This is a genomic window from Neorhizobium populisoli (assembly GCF_019430945.1).
GTDB classification, from domain to species: Bacteria; Pseudomonadota; Alphaproteobacteria; order Rhizobiales; family Rhizobiaceae; genus Neorhizobium; species Neorhizobium populisoli.
In genome coordinates, this window is the sequence record NZ_JAHYCB010000003.1 from 534,081 (window position 1) to 560,275 (window position 26,195).

Sequence of the window (26,195 nt, forward strand, 5' to 3'; positions counted from 1 at the left end):
ATTATCCCTTCACCGTATAACGCAGCGCCCGCGCCTGCAGCCAGTTGGTGACCCCCAGCATGACGAAGGCGGTCAATAGCAGCACGGAGGCGATCGCGGCAGCAGCCGGATAATCGTATTCCTCAAGGCGGATGAAGATCAGCAGTGCCGTGATTTCCGTCGACATGGGCTTGTTGCCGGCAATGAAGATGATCGCGCCAAACTCACCCAGGCAGCGGGCAAACGACAGCGACACGCCGGCCAGCAGTGCCGGCGTCAACAAGGGCAGGATGACCTTGCGGAAAATCGCCCAGTCCGAACCGCCGAGCGATTGCGCCGCTTCTTCCAGCGCCGGATCGAGATCTTCCAACACCGGCTGCACAGTGCGCACAATGAACGGCAGCGAGGTGAAGCACATGGCGATCATGATGCCGAGAGGCGTATAGGCAACCGTGATGCCGAGATTGCCCAGCACAGAACCGAACCAGCCATTGGCGGAAAACAGCGCCGTCAGCGAAATACCGGCCACCGCCGTCGGCAGCGCAAACGGCAGGTCGACCATGGCATCCACCAGCCGCCAGCCGGGAAACCGGTAGCGCACCAGAACCCAGGCAAGCGCCAGACCGAAGAACAGGTTGAAGACCGTCGCCCCCAGCGCCGCCAGCACGGTTACCCGATAGCTCGCCAGCGCGCGTGCCGAAGAGACGATCCGCCAGTAATCTTCCGGGCCGAGGCTCGCCGCCTTGAGAATGAGCGCGACGATCGGCAACACGACGATCAGGCCGACATAAAACAACGTCACACCCAGGGACAGGCGTAATCCGGGCAGGATATTGCGTCTCAAGCGGTCAGTTCCTCGTTCCATAGCAAAACCCGGCGGATGAAAACCCGCCGGGTGAGATCAAATGCGACGTCAGATTGCCGATTAGCGGCTGCCGTACAGCTTGTCGAGAGTGCCGCCCGAAGCAAAATGCTCCTTTTGCACCTTGTCCCATCCGCCAAACGTGTCTTCAACCTTCACGAGGCGGATGGTCGGGAACTCGGACTTGAACTCGCCGGCCACCTTTTCATTGTTGACGCGGTGACCGAACTGGGCGGCGATGCGCTGGCCTTCTTCGGTGTAGAGGAAGTCGAGATAGGCCTTGGAGAGGGCTTCCGTGCCATGCTTCTTCGCAACCTTATCAACGACCGCGACCGGGAATTCGGCGAGCAGGCTGACCGACGGAATAACGCTCGTCACCTTGTCGGCACCATATTGCTTGACGATGCCGCGGGTCTCCGCCTCGAAGGTGATCAGCACATCGCCCTGGCCACGCTCGACAAAGGTCGTGGTGGAGGCGCGGCCGCCGGTATCGAAGACCGGAACGTTGTTGAAGATCTTGGTGATGTAAGCCTCGATCTTCTCGGCATCGTCCTTGTAGGCTTCCTTGGCCCAGGCATAGGCTGCGAGATAGGTATAACGGGCATTGCCGGAGGTCTTCGGGTTCGGGAAGACGGCATGCACATCGTCACGCGCCAGATCGCCCCAGTCCTTGATGTTCTTCGGATTGCCGGCGCGCACCAGGAAGGACGGGAAGGAATAGAAGGGCGAGGCATTGTTGGCAAAAGCCTTCGTCCAGTCCTTCGAAACGAAACCCTGCTTGGCGAGGAAATCGATATCCGTCGACTGGTTGAAGGTGACGACATCAGCCTCCAGCCCTTCGACGATCGAGCGCGCCTGCTTCGACGTGCCGGCATGCGACTGATCTATGGTGACGCCAGGGTTCTTCTTGATGAAAGCCTCGTTCTCGGCCACGAAAAGCTCACGCGACACGTCGTAGGACGCATTCAGTAGCTTCTGTTCCGCAGACAGCGCCGGCTGCGCAGCCAGGACGGCGAAATACGCTACGGCCAGAGCGGTGAGGACGAGAAAGCGAGTCATGCAAGTCTCCGGGTGTTCGAATATGACGTGAAGTCTACCGGGAGACGATACAAGCCGCGAGAAACCGCGAACTTCGCCGAGTATAGCAATTAGAAATTTCGCCCAATTTCCGCCATGATTGGCGGCGTTTTTGCCAGCGACGTCTGTGAACGACAGACGCGCTACACGCGATCTCAGCCCTTCGCTCGCGCCATCTCGGCGCGCATCCAGCTTGAATCGCCCCAGGTCGAGAGCCAGATCATCAGATCGGTGAGCGAAGCAATCGCCGGCAGAAGCAGCTTGTGACCAAGGCCGCGCCTCGTTTGGTTTTGCTCGGCTTCGCGCAGATGCGCCAGCTCCTCGTCCTGGATCGACGCGATAAGACTGTGAAGTTCCGGGTCTCTGGCGTGGAGAAACGCCAGTTGATCCTCCAGATGCCGGTGAACGGTGCTCTCGACGGCTTCCGTGCAGATCCACACCATGTTGCGGCCGCCGAGCGCTGTCAGGAAGCCGAGCACGAAACCACCGAGGCTCCAGAAGGCCATCACGCGGCAGGGCTTGGCCTGCCTGGCTGGCATCGCCTCGCGAAACAGGCGGCAATGCTCGATCTCATCTTCCCGCATATGCGACAGCGCCGGCACGATGTCCGGAAACAGCCGGCGGGCCATCCAGATCTGCGCGCCATAGATACGGATCGCACCAAATTCGCCGGCATGATTGACCTTGAGGATACGGCGCACCGTTATCGCCGGATCGCGCTCCGTGGCGCCGTTTGCCGGATTGACCATCCTCACCTCATCATCCGCCGCGCTTTTCGATCATCAACCCTCGAAGACACCGGATCAGCCTTCAACCGCATGCGCCGGGCGGGGACGTTTTGCGTGTCCAAAAAATCGAATCCGCTTACCGCACCATGACTTACACATTTCGCCTCACCAATTTTATCCCCACCCTGGCGGCCTGCTCCATACTTGGCGCGTCATCGGATGGGAACCGGGTTCGCGAACCGGCGTCCTCCAGGTTCAAGGACTTAGGTTCCGATGATGGCTGCGGAAGTGATCGAACGAGTTCGTCCATGCTCTCAAGATCATCGAAACGGTCGGGGCAGGCAGATCATATCCAACTCCAACCCCTTACACACTGCCTGCCCCTTTCCCAACCATGCCGATGTCTTCGGTGTGGGCCGGATGCGTTGGTGGAAACGCTTCGGCCGGGCTGGCAGACCTGCGGGTCTCTTTCGGCGCCGGAGCACTCTTCACGAAATAGAGACACGATAAGCTCGAAATAACCATTCCAGAACTGACAGAAGTAAATCTATCTTAAGATGCAAAAACTAGTTTGCTCGCATGAGCAAGCTCCAGTTATCCGTCGTCGCACCTTGCTATAATGAAGAAGCGGTTCTGGAAGAGTTTTCCGGCCGCATGTCGCGCGCCTGCGCGGCGGTCACGGACCAGTACGAGATCGTGCTGGTGGACGACGGTTCTTCGGACAGCACGTGGTCGATCATCGAAAAACTGTCGGACAGCGACCCCCATATCGTCGGCGTTCAGATGTTCCGCAATCACGGCCAGCAGCTCGCCGTCACCGCCGGGCTTTCCCTGACCCGCGGCGAACGTGTGTTGCTGATCGACGCTGACCTGCAGGACCCCCCCGAACTGCTTCCCGCGATGGTCAAGGTTCTGGATCAGGGATCCGACGTGGTTTACGGCAAGCGTATAGAGCGGGCTGGAGAATCGCCGATCAAGCTTTTCACATCCTCCCTGTTCTACCGGCTGCTCAACCGGCTTTCGTCGGTGCCGATCCCGCAGGACACGGGTGATTTCAGGCTGATGTCGCGGCACGTGGTGGATATCCTCAACCAGATGCCGGAACAGCACCGTTTCATCCGCGGCATGATCAGCTGGATCGGCGGACGGCAGACAGCCTTTCCCTATGCGCGCGACGCCCGCTTTGCCGGCACGACAAAATATTCGTTGCGCAAGCTGGCATCGCTGGCGATCGACGCGCTGACGAGCTTTTCCACAAAGCCGTTGCGCATCGCGGTTTGGCTCGGCCTCCTGTCTTCGGCTTTCGCCTTCGCCATCCTCGCCTTTGCGCTGACCCAATGGGTTCGTGGGCATTCGGTACCCGGCTGGGCAAGTTCGGTGGTTTCGACATCCTTTTTCGCCGGCACGCAGCTCTTCGTCATGGGCGTCTTCGGTGAATATCTTGGGCGCCTCGTCCAGGAAGTCAGACGACGCCCGCTGTTCATGATCGGCCAGATCCGTCGCCAGGAAACCAAGGCCGACATTTCCGGCGATATCCAGAGCCTGCAGAAAGTCGTCGAAAACTATCCGGCCCCCAGTAAGCGGACATCGCGAAAGGGGGCAAGATGACGGCCGCATCCGAAATGACGGAGACCGAACCGGCAACCGGCGGCAGAGCCGCGGTTTCATCCAGTCGGAGCGTCGCTTTCTGCATCGTCCTGGCCTCGCTCGCCTCGCTGATCCCGGTTCTATCGGTGCGTTTTCCACCGATGACCGACTATGCCAGCCACTATGTACGCCTGTGGTTGATGACTGGCGCGATCGAAAACCCGCAACTTTCCGCTTTTTACGCGGTCGACTGGAACGTCGCCTGGACGAATATCGCCATCGATCTGATCGCGGTCGCACTCGGCAATATAGCATCGATGAATTTCATCGGCCCGTTCGTTATGGCGCTCGGCCTGCTGATGGCGCCGATCGGCGTCACGTTGCTGAACCGCAGGCTTTTCGGCGGGTTTCACTGGTGGCAGCTGCTGTGCTTCATCCTGGCGTGGAATTCGGTCTATCTGTTCGGTTTTCTGAGCTATTCGATCAGCCTCGGCCTGGCATTGATATTCGCCTATGTCGACGACTGTCTGAAGGATAGGGGCAAGGCTCTTTTGTTCGGGATACGCGCGCTCTGCGCGGCCATCATGCTGGTTGCCCATCCGTTCGGTCTGCTTTTCTATACGGCGCTGCTGGCGGCGCTACAGTTCGGGCCTTCCTGGGCGCCGCTGCGCGAGCGCAAGGCGTTCTTTGCCGCGACCGGCCGCGTCCTCATCGCGGTCGCTCCCGTTTTCGTTCCGCTGATCGCCCTTCTGCTTTTTGGCCCGCCATTGCCCGGCGAAGACAATGGTGCGTCGATCCTTGAGAGCATGCGCTGGTTTAACCCGTCGCCGCTGCGATCATTGATGCTGCTTTTCACCTATTTCCGAACCTACGACTTCAGGTTGGATATCGTCTACGTCCTCCTGTTGTTCGTCATTGTTCGGGAAACGGCCCGGCGTGGCATGCTGCAGGTCCATTGGGGCCTGATCCTCGTCGCCATCGTTACCGGCCTTCTCTCCACGATCATGCCGACGCAGGCGTTCGATACCGGCAGTATCGACAATCGCCTCCCCTGCATGATGGCGCTCGCTGCCGTCGTGGGCGTACGGCCGAATGTGGCCGGCCGGCTGCAATCCGCCGTTTTGCCTTTGGTTTTACTAGTGGTCGCCTCGCGAATCGCCTTCGTCGAATATGTCTGGGTGGCTCGATCTGCCGATGTCAGGTCGGTCGAAAACGTGCTCCAGCACGTGCCGCCGGGTTCGGCCGTCCTGCCGCTGCAGCACGATATCATTGCCGACAACATGCTGGCTGCCCCGGTGGGGCGCAATGTCGGCGGCATCTACAAGAGCTACCTGCATTACCCGGCTCTGGCGATCCTGGAACGGCAGGCCTTCATGCCCTATCTTTTTACAGGAGCCGGCAAACAGCCTCTGCGGGTCAAGGAGCCTTGGAAGGATATCTCGGTGCCGGAAGGCATGCCTGTTCCCGTCCATATGCTGAATGATGAGATCTACGAGATCGCACCCTATATGCGGGACTGGAACAACCGCTTCGATTATATATTGGTGATGAACGCAGACATGCCCAATCCGGGCGGGCCGATGCCGGCAGTCTCAAACGTGCATCTCATCGCCGATCAGGGCTTTGCGCAGCTCTACAAGATCGATCACGCGCAGCCATCAAAGCCGTAAGAGCCTTCAACCTCCGGCCTTTTCCCGCAACATATGGATGATCGCCGAAAAATCGTCGCCGCCATGCCCGGCCTTTTCGAACTCTTCGTAAAGTGATGCCGCATGCGCGCCGAGCGGCGTTGCGGCACCCGACTGCTTCGAGGCTTCCTGCGACAACGTCAGGTCCTTCAGCATCAGCGCCGCCGCAAAACCGGGCTTGTAGTCGTTATTGGCCGGCGAAGTCGGCACCGGGCCGGGCACCGGGCAATAGGTGGTGAGCGACCAGCACTGGCCCGACGACGTGGAGGCGACATCAAACAGCGCCTGATGCGAAAGGCCGAGTTTTTCTGCAAGCCCGAACGCCTCGCAGACGCCGATCATCGAAATGCCCAGGATCATGTTGTTGCAGATCTTCGCGGCCTGCCCCGCGCCGGCGGCACCGCAATGAACGATCTTCTTGCCCATGGCCTCGAGGATCGGCCTGCCCAGCGCGAAGGCCTTTTCCGAGCCGCCGACCATGAAGGTCAGCGTGCCGGCTGCGGCCCCGCCGGTGCCGCCGGAAACCGGCGCATCGAGCGAGATGCAGTTCATCACCTCGGCAAGCTTGTGGGCATTGCGGGCGCTTTCCACATCGATCGTCGAGCAGTCTATGACCAGCGTATCTTCGGCCAGCAGCGTGGTAAGGTCGCGCCAGACCGCGATCACATGCTGACCCTTCGGCAGCATGGTGATGACGCATTCGGCATCCCGTACCGCATCCGATAACGCGGAAGTACCTCGGACACCGGCCTCTACGGCAACCTTCACCGAAGCTTCCGAGAGGTCGAAACCGGAAACCTGATGCCCCGCCTTCACCAGATTGGCGGCCATCGGCCCGCCCATATTGCCGAGGCCCACGAATGCAATCCTGGTCATGTCTTCCTCCTGTAGGCGAGTGGGAACCGCTCGTCCTTTTCTTATTCTTAAAGCCTGTGATCCGGAAACAGAACTGGATGTTTTACTGCCAGATAAGGTTCGAGATCGGCATCGCGAACCTCCTCAAGCCGCGCCGGCCGCCATTGCGGATTGCGGTCCTTGTCGATGATCGCCGCTCGTACACCTTCGTAGAAATCATGATTGCGCAGGATTTCGGAGCCGGCGGTGAATTCCCTTTCCAGGCATTCGACAAGGCTCGAACTCTGCCGCCCGAGCCTCAGCATTTTCAGCGCCAGCTTGAGGCTGGTCGGCGAACGTTTCGAGATGATCTCCAGCGTCTTCGCCGCGAACTCACCTTCTTCTCTGGCCAACGCAGCGACAATTTCCTCGACCGTATCGAAGCCGAAAGCGCGGTCGATGACCTCGCGATGCTCCACGAACTGGCCGCCTTCCGGCACCACGGCAAACCGCTCGATCACCGCCCTCACCTGCTCGTCGGAGGCGCCACCCTTCAGCTCACCAAGCGCCTCGGTCAGCGCCCCGAGCCGGTCGGACGGAACGTTGACGTCCGCGAGATTGGCATAGATCGCATCCGCCGCGCCGATAATCTCGCCGGTCAGGCCCATCCAGGTGCCGATCTCGCCGGGCGCCCGCGGCAAAAGCCAGGTCGCGCCGACGTCCGGCACATAACCAATGCCTGTTTCCGGCATGGCAAGCCGCGTCCGCTCAGTGACGATCCGATGCTTGCCATGCGAGGCGATACCGACACCGCCGCCCATAACGATCCCGTCCATCAGCGCCACATAGGGCTTTTCGTAGCGGGAAATCATGTAGTTGACGGGAAACTCCTCCCGCCAGAAACGGGTGACTTCCGGATCTTTGGTCTTGCCCGCCTCATGGATGACCCGGATGTCGCCGCCGGCACAAAGCCCGCGATCACCCTCGCCTTTCAGGATGACGCAGGAAATTGCCGGATCGCCAGCAAACCGCTCCATCGCATCCCGCATTACCCGCACCATGGGAAGGTTGAGGCTATTCAGTGCCTTCGGCCGGTTGAGCCGGATGATGGCGGCCGAGCCGATGCGGTCGAGGAGGATTTCGTCGGTTTGGGTTATGGGATTGACCATTCTCGTTCTTTCATATCAAGCTGCCCCTCACCCTAACCCTCTCCCCGTTCTGACGGGGAGAGGGGACGTGCCCCACGCCACCTTTGAGAGGGACGGATAGTTCGCCACGAGTGTCCTTCTCCCCGCCAAAACGGGGAGAAGGTGCCGGCAGGCGGATGAGGGGCAAACTCCCTTTCCTACCGATTATCCGCCAAGATCATCTCCGCCGCTTTTTCCGCAATCATGATTGTCGGCGAGTTCGTATTGCCCGAGGTAATATTGGGCATGATCGAGGCATCGGCGATACGCAATTTGCCAAGCGCCCGCATTTTCAGCCGAATATCGACGACACTGTCCGGATCTGCGCCCATGCGGGCCGTGCCGACCGGATGGAAAATCGTCGTGCCGATATCGCCCGCCGCCTTCTCCAGGTCGGCTTCGGTCTCGTAGCTCGGCCCCGGCTTGTATTCCTCCGGATTGTAGCGCGCAAAGGCCGGCCTCTTGACGATCTCGCGGGTGATGCGGATCGATTTCACCGCCACATCCCGATCTCCGGGCGTCGAGAGATAGTTCGGATGAATGCCCGGCTGGGCGGCGAAATCCGGGCTTTTCAGATGCACCGAACCACGGCTTTCCGGCCGCAGGTTGCACACACTCGCCGTCATCGCCGGGAAGGAGTGCACCGGCTCGCCGAACCGGTCGAGCGATACCGGCTGGACGTGATATTCCAGGTCCGGCGTTTCCTTGTCCGGCCCGGATTTGGTGAAAATTCCGAGTTGGCTCGGCGCCATCGACATCGGCCCCGAACGCTTCAGCGCATATTCGAGCCCGATCGCCGCCTTGCCGAGAAGGCTCGACGCCTTTTCGTTTAGGGTCGGCACGCCGGTCACCTTGTAGACCATCCGAAGCTGTAGGTGGTCCTGCAGGTTCTCGCCGACGCCCCTCACTTCCTTGACCACCTCGACGCCGGCATTGGAAAGCACGTCGCCGCGGCCCACACCGGAAAGCTCGAGGACATGCGGCGTGCCGATCGCACCGGCGCTGAGCACGGTTTCTTTCCGCGCGAAAGCCTTCTTGGCGACCCCATCGTGCTGGAACTCGACGCCCTGCACCTCACCGTTGTCGATGATCAGCCGGCGCACATGCGCCTTGGTGAGCACAGTGAGATTGCCGCGCTTCATCGCCGGCTTCAGGAACCCCTTGGACGCATTCCAGCGGATGCCGGCGCGCTGGTTGACGTCGAAATAGCTGGAGCCCTCGTTATTGCCGCGGTTGAAATCGTCGACGATAGGGATACCCGCCTCTTCCGCCGCCTTCTGGAAACTTTCGAGCACCGCCCAGCGCAGACGTTGCTTTTCGACACGCCATTCGCCGCCGACCGAATGCATATCGTCGGCACCCTTGTAGAAATCCTGGCTCTTCTTGAAGATTGGCAGCACATCGTCCCAGCCCCAGCCGGTGCAACCCATCTGCCGCCACATGTCATAGTCGTAGGCCTGGCCGCGCATGTAGATCATGCCGTTGATCGACGAGCAGCCGCCGAGGATCTTTCCGCGCGGATAGGAGAGCGACCGGCCGTTCAGGCCCTCTTCCTTTTCGGTGGTGAAGCACCAGTCGGTGCGCGGGTTGTTGATGCAATAGAGATAGCCGACGGGAATATGCACCCAGTGATAATTGTCGTTGCCGCCCGCTTCGAGAACCAGCACCCGATTGCCCGGGTCTTTCGAAAGCCGATTGGCCAACACACAGCCGGCGCTGCCTGCGCCGATGATAATATAATCAAAATTTTCCATGTCAGCTTGTTTGTCCCGTATTCTCCAGCCACCCCGTAGCTGCCCCTCATCCGCCTGCCGGCACCTTCTCCCCGTTAAAACGGGGAGAAGGACCTGTGGCCAGAACCTTCCCCTTCACCAATAACGTCGCAGTAGGGCACGTCCCCTCGCCCCGCGAGCGGGGAGAGGGTGAGGGTGAGGGGCAAATTTGATATTCACCTCCTGTGCTCGAAACCGAGCTTCCGGCCGAGCCGGGAGGCGTAGAATTCTCCGATCAGGCCGCGCCGGAAGACCAGCACGCAGACCATGAACACGATGCCGGTGACGATCGTTACCGGGAATTGCGATGTCGCCAGATAGTTCTGCAGCGTCACCACGAGGCCGGCGCCGAAGATCGGGCCGATCAGCGTGCCGATGCCGCCGAGCAGCGTCATCAGGATCACTTCGCCGGACATCTGCCAGGCGACATCCGTCAACGTCGCAAACTGGAAGACCAGCGCCTTGGTGCCACCCGCCAGCCCCGCCAGCGCCGCAGACATGACGAAAGCGCCGAGCTTGTAACGGGCGACCGAATAACCGAGCGAAATGGCGCGCTGTTCGTTTTCGCGGATCGATTTGAGGATCATGCCGAAGGGCGAGTTGATGAACCGCCAGATGATCACCATGCCGATCAGGAACACCGCCAGCACGAAATAATACATGTTGGTCGAGCTGTTGAGATCGATAAAGCCGAAGAGATGGCCGCGCGGCACGGACTGGATGCCGTCCTCGCCATGAGTAAACTTCGCCTGCAGGCAGAAGAAGAAGAACATCTGCGACAAAGCGAGCGTGATCATCGCGAAATAGATGCCCTGCCGGCGGATCGCCACATAACCCATGACGAGCCCGAGCAAGGCCGCGCCGACGACGCCGACCAGAATGCCGAGTTCCGGCGAAAAGCCCCATTCCTTCACCACATGCGCGGTGAAATAGGCAGCCCCACCGAAGAAGGTCGCGTGGCCGAAAGACAGCAACCCGGTATAACCCAGCAGCAGATTGAAGGCGCAGGCGAAGAGCGCGAAGCACAGAAGCTTCATGATGAAGATCGGATAGAAGAAGGCCGGCGCGACGATCAGCAGGACAAGCCCGATGATCAGGAAGGCCGCATAGGTCTTCGAGGCGCTGGCCGAACGTTCGGTGCGGGCTGTTGCAGAGGTGCCGTGGGTCATCTCGCTCATCCTACGCATCCCTTCCGAAAAGGCCGGCCGGCCGGATCAGAAGCACGATCGCCATGATCACGAAGATGACGATGCTGGAGGCTTCCGGATAAAACACCTTGGTCAGCCCTTCCGCGATGCCGAGCATATAGCCGGTGACGATGGCGCCCATGATCGAGCCCATGCCGCCCACCACGACCACTGCGAAAACGACGATGATGATGTTCGACCCCATCAGCGGCGAGACCTGGTAGACGGGCGCCGCCAGCACGCCGGCAAAGGCGGCAAGCCCGGCACCGATGGCATAGGTCAGTGTCAGAAGCAGCGGCACGTTGACACCGAATACCTGCACCAGCGTCGCGTTTTCCGTCGCGGCGCGCAGATACGAGCCGAGCTTGGTCTTTTCGATCAACAGCCAGGTGCCGATACAGGCGATGAGCGACACCACGACCACCCACCCGCGATAGATCGGCAGGAACATGAAGCCGAGGTTCGTCCCGCCCGCCAGCTGCGGCGGTACGGCATAAGGCTGGCCGGATGAGCCGTAGAGATAGCGGAACGTCCCCTCGATCGTCAGCGCCAGGCCGAAGGTGAAGAGCAGGCCGTAAAGCGGATCTAGCTTATAAAGCCGCGACAGCATGGTGCGCTCGATCACCGCTCCGAACAGGCCGACGACGATCGGGCCGAGGATGAGTGCGAACCAGTAATTGATGCCGAGGTAGTCGAGCATCAACATCGCGGCAAAGGCGCCGAGCATGTACTGCGCGCCATGGGCGAAGTTGATGACGCGGAGCAGGCCGAAGATGACCGCGAGGCCGAGCGAAAGCAGCGCGTAGAAGGAGCCGTTAATCAGGCCGATCAGCAGCTGGCCGAGGAAGGCCTGCAGCGGGATGCCGAAGATCATGGTCATGGGCGGCTCCACTTGGAAATTGGGAGAGGAGCGGTGCGGCACCCCCCCTTCTCCCCCCTTGCGGGGGAGATGTCGCCAGAGGCGACAGAGGGGGGTGGTGCCACGAACCCGACGGTCGAATGTGCTGAACCACCCCCATCTGTCAGCTCTGCTGACATCTTCCCCGCAAGGGGGAAGACAGGGAATACGCCGCACCGCCCAACGTCCACATGCGACGACCAGAGGCCCGCGAGATCGGGATATCCAACAAAAGCCGTCATCCTCTAAACCCCCAAAACCTTGTGCAGCATATCCATCTTCCCCGGCAGTTCACTCACCGGAAAATCCGCCACCATCTGCCCGTGATCCATCAGGTAGAACCGGTCGGCCACGCGGCTGGCAAAGCGGAAATTCTGCTCCACCAGCAGCACCGTCATGCCGCGCGCCTTCAGCGTCTTCAGCACCTCGCCGATACGCTGCACGATGACCGGGGCAAGCCCCTCGGTCGGCTCGTCGAGGATCAGCAGCTTGACGCCGGTGCGCAGAATTCGCGCGATCGCCAGCATCTGCTGCTCGCCGCCGGAAAGTTTGGTGCCGGGGCTGGAGCGGCGTTCCTTAAGGTTTGGAAACAGCTCGTAAATCTCGTCGAGCGACATGCCGCCTTCCGCCACGACCGGCGGCAGCATCAGGTTTTCTTCGACCGTCAGTGTCGAGAAAATACCGCGCTCCTCCGGCACGAAGCCGATGCCGTGATGCGCCGTCTTGTGCAGCGGCACGTTAGCCATATCCTTGCCGGCAAAGCGGATTTCGCCCTTCCGCTCGCGGATGATGCCGACGATGGTGCGCAGCGTCGTGGTCTTGCCCACCCCGTTGCGGCCGAGAATGGTGATCGTCTCGCCTTCGCCCACCGTCATGTTGACGCCGTGCAGGACATGGCTTTCGCCATACCAGGCATTCAGATTGGAAACCTGCAGCAAGGGCGCCATCACGCTTCCTCCGCGCCCATATAGGCGAGCCGTACACGCTCGTCCTGGGAAACCGTTGCATAGTCGCCTTCCGCCAAAATCTCGCCGCGCTGAAGCACGGTCACCTGATGGCAGATATTGGCGACGACGGAGAGATTGTGTTCCACCATCAGCACCGCACGGGTCTTCGCCACGTCGCGGATGATGCTGGACACGGTACCGATATCCTCCTGCCCCATGCCGGCCATCGGCTCGTCGAGCAGCAGGACCTGGGGATCGAGCGCCAGCGTCGTGGCGATCTCCAGCACCCGCTTGCGGCCATAAGAAAGGTCGGCGGCCAGCGCATCACGCTCCCGCTTCAGGCCGACAGCCTCGATCAACTCGTCGGCACGGGCATTCAGCCGGTTCAGCGCCGAGGTCGGCAGCCAGAACTGCGTCGAAAGCCCATTCGGCCGCTGCAGCGCGATGCGCACATTGTCGAGCACCGAAAGATGCGGGAAAACCGCGGAAATCTGGAAGGAACGGACAAGCCCCATCCGCGCCACCTTGTCGGCGGGAGTCTTGGTAATGTCCGTGCCCAAAAGCGTGATCGTGCCTTCTGTCGGCTGCAGGAACTTGGTCAACAGGTTGAAGACCGTGGTCTTGCCGGCGCCGTTCGGGCCGATCAGCGCATGCACGCGCGCATGGTGGATGTCGAGATCGACGCGGTTGACCGCCCGGAACGCGCCAAAGCTTTTCGAAAGGCCGCGGGCGGAAAGCACCACCCGCGGCTCTTCGTTCATTGCTGTTGCGGAAACCGCCATTACTTCACCAGATCGCAGCCGCTCTTGGCGGGATCCATGTAGGCATCCTTGCCGGGAATGGTGGCGAGCACGTTGAAGTAATCCCACGGCTCCTTGCTTTCTGCCGGTTTCTTGACCTGCAGCAGGTACATGTCGTGGATCATGCGGCCGTTCTTGGCGACCGTGCCGCCGCGGGCGAAGAAATCGTCGACCGGCATTTCATGCAGCGCCTTGGCGACGGCTTCCGTCTCGTCGGTACCGGCCTTCTGGATCGCCTTCAGATACTGCATCACAGCCGAATAGGTGCCGGTATGGATCATGTTCGGCATTTTCTTGGTGCGGGCGAAGAATTTCTTGGCGAAATCCCGGCTCTTGTCGTCGAGGTTCCAGTAGTAACCTTCCGTCAACGTCAGGCCCTGCGCGGCCTGCAGGCCGAGGCCATGCACTTCGGCGAGCGTGAAGAGCAGAGCGGCAAGCCGCTGGCCGCCGGCGGTGATGCCGAATTCGGCTGCCTGCTTGATGGCATTAGCCGTATCGAGGCCGGCATTGGCGAGGCCAATCACCTTGGCGCCGGAAGACTGGGCCTGCAGCAGGAAGGACGAGAAATCCTGGCTTGACAACGGATGGCGCACCGAGCCGACGATCTTGCCGTTATTGGCTTTCACGAAATCGCCGGTCTGCTGTTCGAGCGAATAACCGAAAGCGTAGTCTGCGGTCAGGAAGAACCAGGTATCACCGCCCTGCTTGACGAGCGCGCCGCCGGTGCCGACAGCCAGAGCGTGGGTATCATAGGCCCAATGGAAACCGTAGGGGCTGCAGGCCTTGCCGGTCAAGTCCGTCGTCGCCGCACCCGTGACGATGTCGATCTTCTTCTTTTCCTTGGCGACTGCCTGAACGGCAAGTGCGACGGAGGAAGTGGTCAGTTCCATGATCGCATCGACCTGCTGGGTATCGTACCACTGGCGGGCGATGTTGGAGGCGACGTCCGGCTTGTTCTGATGGTCGGCATCGACGATCTCGACCGGCACGCCGAGAACCTTGCCGCCGAAATCCTCGACCGCCATCTTGGCAGCCTCGACCGACGACTTGCCGCCGAAGTCGGCATAAACACCCGACTGGTCGTTCAGGATGCCGATCTTCACCTTGCCGTCGGATGCGCTTTGAGCGAAGGCCGTGCCGCTTGCCAGCAACGCCATCAGGGACGCCAGAATAGTCTTCCGCATGATTTCTCCTCCCAGAGAATTTTGCCAAAGGATAGGTCGAATTTTGCCAAAAGGTCTGTTCAAAATTGATGAGCCGCCCTCCTCAAGGCAGCCGATATCTCGCGTATGGTTCTTTAAATCGGTCGTTGACGCAAGCAGGTACCTGCAATTAATTGCAAACAGCATCTGTGCGTTTTTGAACAGACAGGGATATTGTGACGTCAAATCCGAACTTTACCTGGGACGACCTGCAATATTTCCTGGCTGTGGCGCGCACCGGACAGTTGTCGACCGCGGCCCGGCAATTGCGCACCAGCCATGCCACGGTCTCCCGCCGCATCGACCGGCTGGAGTTTTCGCTGAAGGTCAAACTCTTCGAACGCAATCCGCGCGGCTACGTGCTGACCGGCGTCGGCCAGCGTTTCATCGAGGCGGCGGAGCGCATAGAGGCTGAGGCCGACCGCCTGCAGGCCGACCTCCTCTCCGGCACCACGGCACAGAAAGGCGTCGTCCGCCTCTCGACACCGGAAGGGTTTGCCAACTTCTTCTTCGCCGACAAGATCCGCAGCTTCTGCGATGCCCATCCCAATATCACGCTGGAACTGGTGACCATCCAGCAGATCATGTCGCTATCGCGCAAGGAAGCAGATATCGCCGTCTCGCTCGATCCGCCGAAGGATGGGCCGTATCTGACGGAAAAGCTCACCGATTACAGCCTCAACGTCTATGCGACGAAATCCTATCTCGCCGGCGCGCCGGCGATCCGCCACCGGCAGGACCTGCTGGCGCATCCGTTCATCGGCTATATCGAGGACATGATCTTCGTGCCGGGGCTGGACTATCTCGGCGATATCCATCCCGGCATCAAGGCGCGCTTCCAGAGTTCGAGCATTTTCGCGCAGTTGACGGCAACGCTGAACGGGTTGGGACTTTGCGTCCTGCCGCATTTCATCACCCGGTCATTGCCGGAGCTGGAAATCGTGTTGCCGGAAGAGGTGGAGCTCAGACGCTCCTACTGGCTGATGCGGCATCGGGACCTGACGCAGATCCCGCGGGTGCGGATGGTGACGGATTATATTTTCGAGGCGGTGAAGGAGAACCAGAGGGCGTTTTTGCGGCGAAGTTAGGGTTCCGCAAACGCCGAGCCCGTAGCCCCCTCACCCGGCCTCCGCTTACGCTCAGCCACCCTCTCCCCAAGGGGAGGAGGATCGGCAACGCTGCGGCAACTTCCCTTCTCCCCAGCGGGGGTCCGGAGGACGGGACGGGGCAAGCGACCCGTCCCCGGTTGGTGGCCCGGAGGGTCGGATGAGGGGGCTCCGGGCTCGGTACTATCCGCTCAACTCTACCTTGCTTCGCCCTACCCCCAGCCTCACTCCGCCGCCATCGGCATCTCATGCTTCTCATCGAACAGCTCGCCCTGCGTATTGGCCGGCGTGCGATCGTCCTTCACCTTCTTCTCTTTGCCGAAGAACAGCGCATAGGCGGCCGGCAACACGAGGATGGTGAGCACGGTGGCCACCAGGATGCCGCCCATCATTGCATAGGCGAGCGGACCCCAGAAGACGCCGCGGGAGATCGGGTAGAGCGCCAGCACGGCGGTGAGCGCCGTCAGCATGATCGGCCGGAAACGGCGGACGGCGGCGCCGACGATCGCTTCCATGCGCTCCATGCCCGCGGCGATGTCCTGGTCGATCTGGTCGACAAGGATGATCGAGTTGCGGATGATGATGCCGAGCAGCGCGATGACGCCGAGGATCGCCACGAAGCCAAAGGGTGCGCCGGTGATGAGCAGCGCACCCGCCGCACCGATGATGCCGAGCGGACCGGTGGAGAGCACCAGCAGCGCCTTGCCGAAATGCTGCAGCTGGATCATCAAAAGCACGAGGATGACGAGTAGCATGATCGGCGCCTTGGCAGCGATCGAGTTCTGGCTTTCGGCCGCGTCCTCCGCACCACCCTGAATGTCGACATGGTAGCCGGCAGGCAATGCGGCCCGCAGGTCGGCAATCGAGTTGTAGAAGTTGAGCGAGACCTGGGTCGGTTCGACGCCATCCGGCAAGGTGGCCTTGACGGTGATCGTCGGCAGGCGGTCGCGGCGCCATTCGATGCCCTGTTCCTGCACGGGAACGATCTTGGCAACCTGCGAGACCGGCACGAAGCCACCGAAGTCCGTCGGGATATAGACCGACTGGACTGCGGAGAGCAGGTCGCGGGTCGCATCCGGTTCGCGGACGACGATCGAGACCGTTTCTTCGCCTTCGCGGAAGTCGCTGACCGGCGCACCATTGGTGGCAGCCTGCAGCATCTGGCGGATGCGCTGCGAGGTGACACCCAGAGCACGGGCGCGGTCCTGGTCGATGACCAGCTTCATGCCCGTCACCGGCTCCATCCAGTCGTCGTGGATCGCACCGAACAGCGGCTGCTGGTAGCAGCGTTCCTTGACCTGATCGGCGATACGGCGAACCTCGGCCTTATCGGGACCGGTGACGCGCATCTGCACCGGCCAGCCGGTCGGCGGGCCGAGGAAGAGGCGGTCGACCTTGCCGCGCACGGTCGGGAAGTCCTTGGCGAGCGTATCGCGCAGCTTGAGGATCAGCCGTTCGCGGGCATCGACATCCTTGGCCATGATCAAAAGCTGCGCATAGTTCGGGTTGCGGAGCTGCTGGTCGAGCGGCAGGAAGAAGCGCGGTGCGCCCTCGCCGATATAGGTGGCGACGAAAGTCTTGTCCTGGTCGGGCAGAACCTTGTCTTCCAAAGCCTTGGCCTGACGTTCGACTTCCTCGATCGCGGTGCCTTCCGGCAGCCACATGTCGACGAGGATTTCCGGACGCGACGATTGCGGGAAGAAGCTCTGTGGGATGAACTGGAAGGACCAGAGGCTGCCGAAAAAGGTACCCAGGGTCAGGAGAAGCACGATCGCCTTGTGACGCACGGACCAGCCGACGGCATGCCGGACGGCACGATACATGCGCGTGTCATAGGCATCGTGATGGGTGCCTACATGCGCCCGCTGCTTCAGGATCATGTAACCGAGCCATGGAGTGAAGTAGACCGCCACGAACCAGGAGACGATGAGGGCGATGCCCACGACGAAAAACAGCGAGCGTACGTATTCACCGGCGGTGGATTCGGCGAAACCGACGGGGATGAAGCCGGCCGTGGTGATCAGCGTGCCGGTCAGCATCGGGAAGGCGGTGGAGGAATAGGCAAAGCTCGCCGCATCGAGGCGCGGCAGGCCCTCTTCCAGTTTTCGTTCCATCATCTCGACGACGATCATCGCGTCATCGACAAGCAGGCCGAGCGCGATGATCAGCGCACCGAGCGAAATGCGCTGCAGCTCGATGCCCATGTAGAACATGATGGCGAGCGTCGCGGCGAGAACGAGGGGAATGGCGATCGCGATGACGATGCCCGAGCGCCAGCCGATCGAGATCAGCGAGACGACCAGCACGATGACCAGCGCCTCCATCAGCGCCTGGGTGAATTCGCCGACCGCTTCGGTGACCACTTCCGGCTGGTTGGAGATCTGCTGCACCTCGACGCCGACAGGCAGCGTCTGTTCGAAACGCTTGTAGGTTTCCTCGACGGAATGGCCAACGTCGGTGACTTTGAAGCCGGGCGCCATGACGACGCCGAGCTGGACACTGTCGTGACCGTTGAAACGGTATTTGCGCTGGAACGGGTCTTCGAGACCGGACTTGACGGTGGCGATATCGCCAAGCCGGATGACCTGATTGCCGGCCTTGAGGCGCAGTTCGCGGATCTCTTCCGGCGTCGTCAGTCCGCCCTCGACGGAAATGCGAACCGAGCGGTCTGCCGTCTGCACGGTGCCGGCGGGATCGACATTGTTCTGGCCGGAGAGTGCATCGCGAACGTTGAGAACCGTCAGGCCGCGTTCGGCAAGCGCCTTGGAGGAGACATCGATGAAGATCTTCTCCGGCTGATCGCCGAGGATGACGGCCTTTTCCACACCCGGCGTCGCGATCAGCATGTCGCGGGCCTGGATGGCGAACTGCTTGAGTTCGGGATAGCTGTAGCCCTCGCCGACGATGGCGTTCAGCGTGATGTAAGTGTCGCCGAACTCGTCGTTGAAATAGGGGCCGAGCAGACCGGACGGCAGATCCTGCTGGATATCGCCGATCTTCTTGCGGACCTGATAGAAGGCGTCCTTCACCTGCGCGGTGTTGGTATCACCCTTGATCTGCACGGTGGTGATCGCAAAGCCGGCGCGGGTATAGGACTTTACCCAGTCGAGATGCGGCGTTTCCTGCAGCTTGCGCTCGATCTTGTTGACGACCTGGTTCTGCATGTCGTCGATCGAGGAGCCCGGCCAGATGGTCTGCACGACCATGACGCGGAAGGTGAAATCCGGGTCTTCCTTCTGGCCCATGTTCATGATGCCGAGCGCACCCATGACGATGATCAGGCCGAACAGGAAACGGGCGATGCTGGGGTGGCCGATCGCCCAGCGAGACAGGTTGAATCCACCCTTGTCCAGCGGGTTGGCCTGATGAGAGGAGCTCATGGTCTTGGTCCTTTAAGGGCAATTCCAGGAAAGCGTGCGGTGCTTTGCGTCCGAAATCGCGAAAACAAACAGGCGCAGGGATATCAGGGCTGGATAGAGGCTGTGGTCTGGCTGCTGACGGTGCCGAAGCGGGAAGCGACCGTTTGCGGCAACTTCACCTTCATGTCTTCTTTCATGAACTGCGTGCCGGCCGAAACGACCAGGTCTCCCTTGGCGATGCCTTCGGAAACACGCACGCCGTTGTCGGAGAAATCTGCAACTTTTATCGGGCGGGAATTTACCACGCTTTTCTGGCGATCGACAATCCAGACGACCGGCTGATCGCCACGCTTTGCAAGGGCTGCCAGCGGGATCGACCACGTCGGGGTGGCATTGTCTTCGACGGCGGCGATATTGGCGGTCATGCCGAGCAGGATGCGGCCGTCTTCCGGCAGGCTGACGCGGACGGCAAAAGTGCGCGACTGCGGATCGGCGCTGCCGGCGACTTCGCGGACCTTGCCGTCAAGCACCAAGTCGGTGGCCGACCAGAAACGCGCCTTGACCGTCTTGCCCGGCTTGAAATTGCCGATGTCCATTTCCGGTACTGCGACCTGGACTTCCTTTTCGCCGTCGATTGCGACGGTAACGACCGGCGTACCGGCACTGACCACCTGGCCGGCATCGGCGGAAACCGTGGTGACGATACCGGTCTGGGTGGCCTTCAGGTCCGTATAGGCAACCTGGTTACGGGCCTGATCGAGCGCCGACTGCGCCGATTCCTTCTGGGAAATCGCCTGGTCGTTGGCAAGCTGTGCCTGCTCGAGCTGCGACTGGGAAGAAATGTTCTTCTCGGCCAGCGTCTCGGCGCGGCGGCGGGCAAGACCGGAAATCTCGACCTGCTTGGTGGCTGCGGAAAGATCAGCCTCGGCGCGACGAACGGCGAGCTGATAATCGACCGCATCGAGGCGGGCCAGGACATCGCCCGGCTTGACGCGTTGGCCGATATCGACCAGCCGCTCGGTCATCTTGCCGGCGACCCGGAAACCGAGGTTCATCTCGGTGCGGGCGCGCACCGAGCCGGAATAGTCGAGCTTGCGGCCAATGTCCGGTTCGGACACTTCGGCCACCTTGACCGGGCGCACGATTTCCGGCGCCTCCACCTTCTTCTCTTCCGAGCAGGCCGTCAGCGCGCCGAGCGCGACCGCGACGAGAAGGCTTTTGGAAACAAACGCGGTCTTTCCATTTGCGAACGAAAACATGGTCCCCACTCCATAAGGTGGTTGAAAGCGGCGCATCCGGCGCCCGTTGCTGTTCACTGCTATTTCAATGATTACTTCAAAGCCCTGAGGGCGAATTCGACGAGATCGGCCGGCGTCATGCGCCGGTCTTCGATCAGGCATTCGGCAACGATCTGCGGGTGGCAGAGCGAGACGACGGTTGCGCACATGCATTCCGATGCGAGGATTTCGTCCTGCTCGCGAAACTCGCCGGCATCGATCCCTTCACGGATGATGCCTGCAACAATCGTCTGCAGCTGCCGGATATGATCTTCGACGACGGACCACTGTTCTTCGATGGCGACGACAACCATCTCGTGGACCTTGTTCTCATGCAGGAAGGTTTCCACGGTGATCTGATGCTGTTGCAGGAAATGGTCACGCAGGCGTTCGGTGGCACTCGCCGGGCGTGCGGCATTGGCACGCGCCACGGTGCGGCCGGCTTCCAGCATCCGGTGCGCAAGCGCCTTGTGGATGTCTGCCTTCGAGGAGAAGAAACGGTAGATATTGGCCGGCGACATGCCGAGATCCTTGGCAATGTCGGCCACATTGGTCTTGGTATAGCCGTAGTGCTTGAACAGCCGCTCCGCGGTATCGAGGATGCGGGTAATGTTCTCCTGACGGGCCAAATCGACAATCTGTTCGGTGCTATCCATGTCCGTAACGACTTTCGCTTTACGACTGATGAATTTCAATTTTCGTCATTCGTAAAGCGAAAGTCGTCAAATGTCAACTCGACCATCGACCGAGAAAGGTGTTCCAGGTCGTGACAAAAAATCACAACCGATGGAACCAAAGGACAAGACTCACGTTAAAGGGAGTCAAACCGCGCTTACGCGGCTGGGGACATTTGATGAGCATGCCGCAAAGTTACGATGTGTCGTTGCTTGGGGAGGAGCGTTATCGTCTTCTTGTAGATGCGATCACGGACTATGCCATCTACATGCTCGATGCCGATGGCAATATCGTCAGCTGGAATCCCGGTGCGCAGCGGTTCAAGGGCTATGAGGCCTGGGAAATTCTGGGCGAACATTTTTCCCGTTTCTACACCAATGAAGACCGCCTTGCCCGCCTTCCCGAGCGTGCGATCGCAACCGCCGTGCGTGAAGGTCGTTTCGAGTCCGAAGGCTGGCGTGTTCGCCGCGATGGCACCCGCTTCTGGGCTCATGTGGTGATGGATCCCATCTGGGGCAGAAACGGCGAACTTCTCGGGTTTGCCAAGATCACCCGGGACCTGACCGAGCGGAAAGCCGCCGAAGCCAAGCTGCAGAGCAGCGAGCGGCAATTCCAGATCCTCGTTCAGGGCGTCACGGATTACGCCCTCTACATGCTCGACCCCGACGGTTATGTCAGCAACTGGAATGTCGGCGCGGAACGGATCAAGGGATATTCGGCCGCCGAGATCGTCGGCCAGCACTTCTCTCAATTCTACACCGATGAAGATCGCCAGCGCGGCGAACCGCAGAACAGCCTGGAAACGGCGCGACGCGAAGGCCGAATGGAGAAGGAAGGCTGGCGCCAGCGCAAGGACGGCTCCCGCTTCTGGGCGCATGTCATCATCGATGCCATTCACGGCGAAGACGGCTCCATCCTCGGTTTCGCCAAGATCACCCGCGATATTACCGAAAAGCTGGAAACGCAGAAGGCGCTGACCCAGGCCCGCGAGGAGCTGTTCCAGTCGCAGAAGATGGAAGCGATCGGCCAGTTGACCGGCGGCATCGCCCATGACTTCAACAATCTGCTGATGGCGATCATGGGTAGCCTGGAAATCCTGAAAAAGCGCCTGCCGGACGATCCCGGTCTGGCACCTCTTCTTGACAACGCCTTTCAGGGCGCCGAACGCGGCGCGGCGCTGACCCAACGGATGCTTGCCTTCTCCCGCCGCCAGGAACTCAACATGCAGGCGGTCGACCTTGCCATGCTGGTCACCGGCATAATGGATTTCATACGCCGGTCGGTAGGCAGCGCGACGCATATCGAAACGCGGTTCCCGATGGAACTGCCGCGCATCGTCACCGATCAGGTGCAACTCGAAAGCGCATTGCTCAATCTCGTCGTCAACGCCCGCGATGCGATGGCGAATGGCGGCACGATTACCATCGCCGCCGAAGAATTCATGGCCCACGAAAAGACGGAGCGGCTGAAGCCCGGCCGTTATGTGCGGCTCTGGGTTTCCGATACCGGCGAAGGCATGGACGAGGAAACCAGCGCCAGCGCCACCACGCCTTTCTTCACCACCAAGGGCGTGGGAAAAGGCACCGGCCTTGGCCTGTCCATGGTGCAGGGCCTGACCGAACAGTCGGGCGGCAAGTTGACGATCGACAGTCAAAAAGGCCATGGAACAACCGTATCGCTTTTTCTGCCCGCCGCAGAACCAGATGAATGTCCGCAAATCTCGGAGACGCAAATGCCCCCGACCACCGAAATGCCGAACGGCAATTTCACCGTGCTTGCCGTCGATGACGATGCGCTGGTGCTGATGAATACGACGCTGATGCTGGAAGATCTCGGCCATACCGTGATCGAGGCCTATAGCGGCGCCGATGCCCTCAAGGAATTGAAGGCCGGCGCCAAGATCGACATCGTCATTACCGATCATTCGATGCCGCGGATGACGGGTTCCGAACTCGCCGCCGCGATCAGGCAGGAATGGCCCGACATGCCGGTCGTCCTGGCAACGGGTTATGCGGAACTCCCCTCCGGCGGCGACAACCGTCTGCCCCGCCTGCCGAAGCCGTTTTCGCAGAACCAGCTGCAGGACATCATCGCAAGCGTGCTCGCCAGCGGCGGCTGAAACCTTTCGCCCGGCAAGGGCGTTGTTTTCCCGGTATCAACCGGGAGAACGACAATGGTTTTCAAACATCAGCATTTCCATGAGGAACTGCCCGAAATCGAAACGGAATTTCCGCCTCAGGCAACGCTCGAAGGCGCGGTTTCCGACGCCCTTGCCTCGGCCGGCGGCGTCGATGCCAGCGATGTGACCGTCACCGTCAAAGGAAGCGAAGTCACGCTTGCCGGCATGGTCCAGGTACCGGAGGAAATCGGCCGGGCAGAGGAAGTCGCACGCGGCGTTCCGGGCGTGATGGATGTCCGCAACCTTATCCGCCCGACGTCGCCGTCGTTTTTCAATAATGAACCGCGGCCGTTATAGGACCGGATTACCGGTGGATGGTGGAACAGTAAAGGCCCGGAGAACTGCTCCGGGCCTTTTTTCGTTATATGCGATCAATCACCTGGGCAGCGCATAGGCGATCACGTAATCGCCCGGCTTCGTCCCCACCGAACCATGCCCGCCGGCAACCATCACCACGAACTGACGTCCATCTTCCACTGCATAGCTCATCGGGGTCGCCTGGCCGCCGGCCGGAAGGCGGGCTTCCCAAAGCTGCTTGCCGTTGGTGAGATCGTAGGCGCGCAGGTAATCGTCGACCGCCGCACCGAGGAAGGCGATGCCACCCTTGGTGATCATAGGCCCGCCGATGCCGGGCACGCCGACCTTGAAAGGCAGCGGCAGCGGAGTCATGTCGTAGACCGTGCCGTTGCGATGCTTGTAGGCGATCTTGCCGGTACGCAGATCCGCGCCGGCGACATAACCCCATGGCGGCGCCTGGCAGGGGATCTGCAGCGGACCGAGGAACGGTCCCATATAGACGCCGTAAGGTGCGCCCTCATTGCGGTTCAGACCCTGTTCGCTGCCCTTTTCGCCCTGGCCCTTTGCCGGGATATCGGCGCGCGGCACGAGTTTCGAGGTAAAGGCGAGATAGGTCGGCATGCCGAACATCACCTGTCGTTCCGGATCGACCGCAACCGAACCCCAGTTGAACGTACCGAAATTGCCGGGATAGATGATAGAGCCGTTCAGCGATGGCGGCGTGTAGCGGCCCTCGTAATTATACTGGTGATACCAGATACGGCAGACCATCTGGTCGATCAGCGTGACGCCCCACATATCCCGCTCTTCCAGCGGTTTCGGCTTGAAGGTGAGTGCCGAAGTCGGCTGCGTCGGCGCGGTGCGGTCCTCGGGGATAGCGCCGCCCGGTGCCGGCTCTTCGGTGACCGGAAGGATCGGCTCACCGGTGCGGCGGTCGAGGACGTAGATGTCGCCCTGCTTGGTCGGGCCGACAAGCGCCGGCACGACGGAGTTGTCGGGCCTGCTCAAGTTGAGCAGCACCGGCTGGGCCGGCACATCCATGTCCCAGAGGTCATGATGCACGAACTGCCGCACCCATTTGTCGGCACCGGTATTGATATCGAGCGCGACGATTGAGGAGGAATATTTCTCCACATTGTCGCTGCGGCCCATGCCGAGCTGGTCCGGCACCTGGTTGCCGAGCGGGATATAGACGAGGCCCAGATCCTCATCGACACTGAACACCGACCAGCTGTTCGGCGAGTTCGTCGTATAGGTCTGGCTCGGCTGCAGAGGCTGGGTCTGGCTTGGATTGCCGGCATCCCAGTTCCAGATCAGCTGTCCGGAATTGACGTCGAAGGCGCGGATGACGCCGGACTGAGACTGCGTCGAATAGTTGTCGTTGACCGCACCGCCGATAATGATCTTGTTGCCGACGATGGCCGGCGGCGAGGTGGAGTAATAATAACCGGCGGGATTGTATTTCATGCCGCTGGTAAGCTGCAGTGTGCCCTTGTCGGCGAAATTGCTGCAGACCTGACCGTTTTTGGTGTCGAGTGCAATCAGCCGGGCATCGGATGTCGGCAGATAGACACGCTCGGCGCAGGCGCTGCCGGGAGCGGCGGCCTGATCCTTGTAATAGCTGACGCCGCGGCAGGTCTGATGCTGCCGGTCCGGGTTCATTCCGGAATTCGGATCGTAGCGCCATTTTTCCTTGCCGGTCGTCGCATCGAGCGCGATGGCAAGATTGTGCGGTGTGCAGAGATAAAGCGAATTGCCGACTTTCAGCGGGGTTACCTGATAGGTGGTCTCGCCCACATCGTCAGGCCGCTTCACGTCGCCGGTCTGGTAACGCCAGACCTCCTTGAGATTGGCGACATTCTCCACCTTGATCTGGTCGAGCGGCGAATAACGCTGGCCGTAGGGCGTGCGACCATATTGATGCCATTCACCGGCCGGGACATTGCCGCCCATTGGCGGCGCGGCTGCAACCGACTGCTCCGGCAGGTCACCACTCTGGTCATAGGGATCGAAGAACATCGACAGCACGGCGACCGCAACCGCAATCGCGACGGAAATCGCCAGCGGCGCAGCACTTGCACCGTAGCGCATGCCGGTCGGGCTTACGAAACCGAGAGGTCTGCGGATCCAGGGTGTCAGCAGCCAGAGGCCGAGAATGATGATGAGGCCGCCGCGCGGCCCAAGCTGCCACCAGTCGAAACCGACCTCCCATACCGCCCAGATGAGCGAGGCAATCACAAGGACCGCATAGACGCGCAACGCGATCGCCTTGCGCATGAAAAGAAGCACAGCGGTGAGCACGAAACCCAGCCCGCAAATGAGATAATAGGCGCTGCCGCCAAGCAGCACCAACTGGCCGCCGCCAACGGCCAATGCGAGCCCGATCAGAATGAAAAGGACCGCCGTGATATTGATTGCCATGATTGAACCCTGTCCGGATGGATTTCGGGCGCGTGGGAACCCTGCGTCCTGCCCGTCAACACAAGCTTTGCGCAAAGGTTCCAGGCCGCAGGGCTGCCATGCAAATTTAACGGAACTGTCACACGGATAGGGA

Annotated in this window: 20 protein-coding genes; 5 read left to right on the forward strand and 15 right to left on the reverse strand. The window is 60.8% G+C overall.

Annotation, left to right across the window (positions count from 1 at the left end; all coding sequences use genetic code 11):
• Position 1 precedes the first annotated feature (1 nt).
• From cysT to KX729_RS10530, 3 genes are all read right to left on the reverse strand, one after another.
• On the reverse strand, positions 2-823 hold the full coding sequence (cysT, locus tag KX729_RS10520; protein WP_246617505.1) for a sulfate ABC transporter permease subunit CysT: 822 nt from the start codon (positions 821-823) through the stop codon (positions 2-4).
• Between the two features lie 81 nt (positions 824-904).
• Positions 905-1,900, reverse strand: a complete 996-nt coding sequence (gene cysP, locus KX729_RS10525; RefSeq protein WP_219742383.1) for a thiosulfate ABC transporter substrate-binding protein CysP — start codon at positions 1,898-1,900, stop codon at positions 905-907.
• 173 nt (positions 1,901-2,073) lie between these two features.
• Positions 2,074-2,667, reverse strand: a complete 594-nt coding sequence (locus KX729_RS10530; RefSeq protein WP_219742384.1) for a demethoxyubiquinone hydroxylase family protein — start codon at positions 2,665-2,667, stop codon at positions 2,074-2,076.
• Positions 2,668-3,225: 558 nt separating this feature from the next.
• Between KX729_RS10530 and KX729_RS10535 the strand changes: the two genes are divergently transcribed.
• Both KX729_RS10535 and KX729_RS10540 read left to right on the forward strand, forming a co-directional pair.
• Entirely contained in the window at positions 3,226-4,254 is a 1,029-nt protein-coding gene (locus KX729_RS10535) for a glycosyltransferase family 2 protein (protein WP_219742385.1), read from the forward strand.
• The gene (locus tag KX729_RS10540) at positions 4,251-5,903 is read left to right on the forward strand and encodes a hypothetical protein (protein ID WP_219742386.1); all 1,653 of its coding nucleotides are present in this window, start codon (positions 4,251-4,253) and stop codon (positions 5,901-5,903) included. The genes KX729_RS10535 and KX729_RS10540 overlap by 4 nt, the downstream gene beginning before the upstream one ends.
• Before the next feature lie 6 nt (positions 5,904-5,909).
• Here KX729_RS10540 and mmsB read toward each other — a convergent pair whose 3' ends face one another.
• The 8 genes from mmsB to KX729_RS10580 all read right to left on the reverse strand — a co-directional run bounded on the left by mmsB (position 5,910) and on the right by KX729_RS10580 (position 14,730).
• Positions 5,910-6,797, reverse strand: coding sequence for a 3-hydroxyisobutyrate dehydrogenase (gene mmsB / locus KX729_RS10545; RefSeq protein WP_219742387.1), 888 nt, complete (start codon positions 6,795-6,797; stop codon positions 5,910-5,912).
• A 47-nt stretch (positions 6,798-6,844) separates the two neighbouring features.
• Complete coding sequence (locus KX729_RS10550) at positions 6,845-7,924, reverse strand: enoyl-CoA hydratase/isomerase family protein (protein ID WP_219742388.1); 1,080 nt, start codon at positions 7,922-7,924, stop codon at positions 6,845-6,847.
• A gap of 176 nt (positions 7,925-8,100) precedes the next feature.
• Positions 8,101-9,696, reverse strand: a complete 1,596-nt coding sequence (locus KX729_RS10555) for a GMC family oxidoreductase (protein WP_219742389.1) — start codon at positions 9,694-9,696, stop codon at positions 8,101-8,103.
• A gap of 194 nt (positions 9,697-9,890) precedes the next feature.
• A complete protein-coding gene (locus KX729_RS10560; RefSeq protein WP_376775952.1) occupies positions 9,891-10,883 on the reverse strand; it encodes a branched-chain amino acid ABC transporter permease in 993 nt (330 codons plus the stop codon).
• Positions 10,884-10,893: 10 nt separating this feature from the next.
• Positions 10,894-11,781 (reverse strand): branched-chain amino acid ABC transporter permease, encoded by an 888-nt coding sequence (locus KX729_RS10565; RefSeq protein ID WP_219742391.1) that lies wholly within the window; start codon positions 11,779-11,781, stop codon positions 10,894-10,896.
• A gap of 263 nt (positions 11,782-12,044) precedes the next feature.
• Complete coding sequence (locus KX729_RS10570) at positions 12,045-12,746, reverse strand: ABC transporter ATP-binding protein (protein WP_219742392.1); 702 nt, start codon at positions 12,744-12,746, stop codon at positions 12,045-12,047.
• Positions 12,746-13,528 (reverse strand): ABC transporter ATP-binding protein, encoded by a 783-nt coding sequence (locus KX729_RS10575; RefSeq protein WP_219742393.1) that lies wholly within the window; start codon positions 13,526-13,528, stop codon positions 12,746-12,748. The genes KX729_RS10570 and KX729_RS10575 overlap by 1 nt, the downstream gene beginning before the upstream one ends.
• Entirely contained in the window at positions 13,528-14,730 is a 1,203-nt protein-coding gene (locus KX729_RS10580; protein ID WP_219742394.1) for an ABC transporter substrate-binding protein, read from the reverse strand. Before KX729_RS10580 ends, KX729_RS10575 begins: the two co-directional genes overlap by 1 nt.
• Before the next feature lie 194 nt (positions 14,731-14,924).
• On the opposite strand from KX729_RS10580, the gene KX729_RS10585 reads away from it, so the two are divergent.
• Positions 14,925-15,836 carry a LysR family transcriptional regulator gene (locus tag KX729_RS10585; RefSeq protein WP_219742395.1) on the forward strand — a complete coding sequence of 304 codons (912 nt, stop codon included), beginning with the start codon at positions 14,925-14,927 and terminating at the stop codon, positions 15,834-15,836.
• A 242-nt stretch (positions 15,837-16,078) separates the two neighbouring features.
• On the opposite strand, the gene KX729_RS10590 is transcribed toward KX729_RS10585, so the two are convergent.
• The 3 genes from KX729_RS10590 to KX729_RS10600 all read right to left on the reverse strand — a co-directional run bounded on the left by KX729_RS10590 (position 16,079) and on the right by KX729_RS10600 (position 21,146).
• The gene (locus KX729_RS10590; protein ID WP_219742396.1) at positions 16,079-19,234 is read right to left on the reverse strand and encodes an efflux RND transporter permease subunit; all 3,156 of its coding nucleotides are present in this window, start codon (positions 19,232-19,234) and stop codon (positions 16,079-16,081) included.
• A gap of 83 nt (positions 19,235-19,317) precedes the next feature.
• Positions 19,318-20,472, reverse strand: a complete 1,155-nt coding sequence (locus KX729_RS10595; RefSeq protein ID WP_219742397.1) for an efflux RND transporter periplasmic adaptor subunit — start codon at positions 20,470-20,472, stop codon at positions 19,318-19,320.
• 71 nt (positions 20,473-20,543) lie between these two features.
• Positions 20,544-21,146, reverse strand: coding sequence for a TetR/AcrR family transcriptional regulator (locus KX729_RS10600; protein ID WP_219742398.1), 603 nt, complete (start codon positions 21,144-21,146; stop codon positions 20,544-20,546).
• Positions 21,147-21,343: 197 nt separating this feature from the next.
• Between KX729_RS10600 and KX729_RS10605 the strand changes: the two genes are divergently transcribed.
• Both KX729_RS10605 and KX729_RS10610 read left to right on the forward strand, forming a co-directional pair.
• Complete coding sequence (locus tag KX729_RS10605) at positions 21,344-23,284, forward strand: hybrid sensor histidine kinase/response regulator (RefSeq protein ID WP_219742399.1); 1,941 nt, start codon at positions 21,344-21,346, stop codon at positions 23,282-23,284.
• Between the two features lie 54 nt (positions 23,285-23,338).
• Positions 23,339-23,641: a BON domain-containing protein gene (locus tag KX729_RS10610; protein ID WP_219742400.1), complete on the forward strand. Its 303-nt coding sequence runs from the start codon at positions 23,339-23,341 to the stop codon at positions 23,639-23,641.
• A gap of 78 nt (positions 23,642-23,719) precedes the next feature.
• On the opposite strand, the gene KX729_RS10615 is transcribed toward KX729_RS10610, so the two are convergent.
• Positions 23,720-26,062, reverse strand: a complete 2,343-nt coding sequence (locus tag KX729_RS10615) for a glucose/quinate/shikimate family membrane-bound PQQ-dependent dehydrogenase (protein ID WP_219742401.1) — start codon at positions 26,060-26,062, stop codon at positions 23,720-23,722.
• Positions 26,063-26,195: the final 133 nt, after the last annotated feature.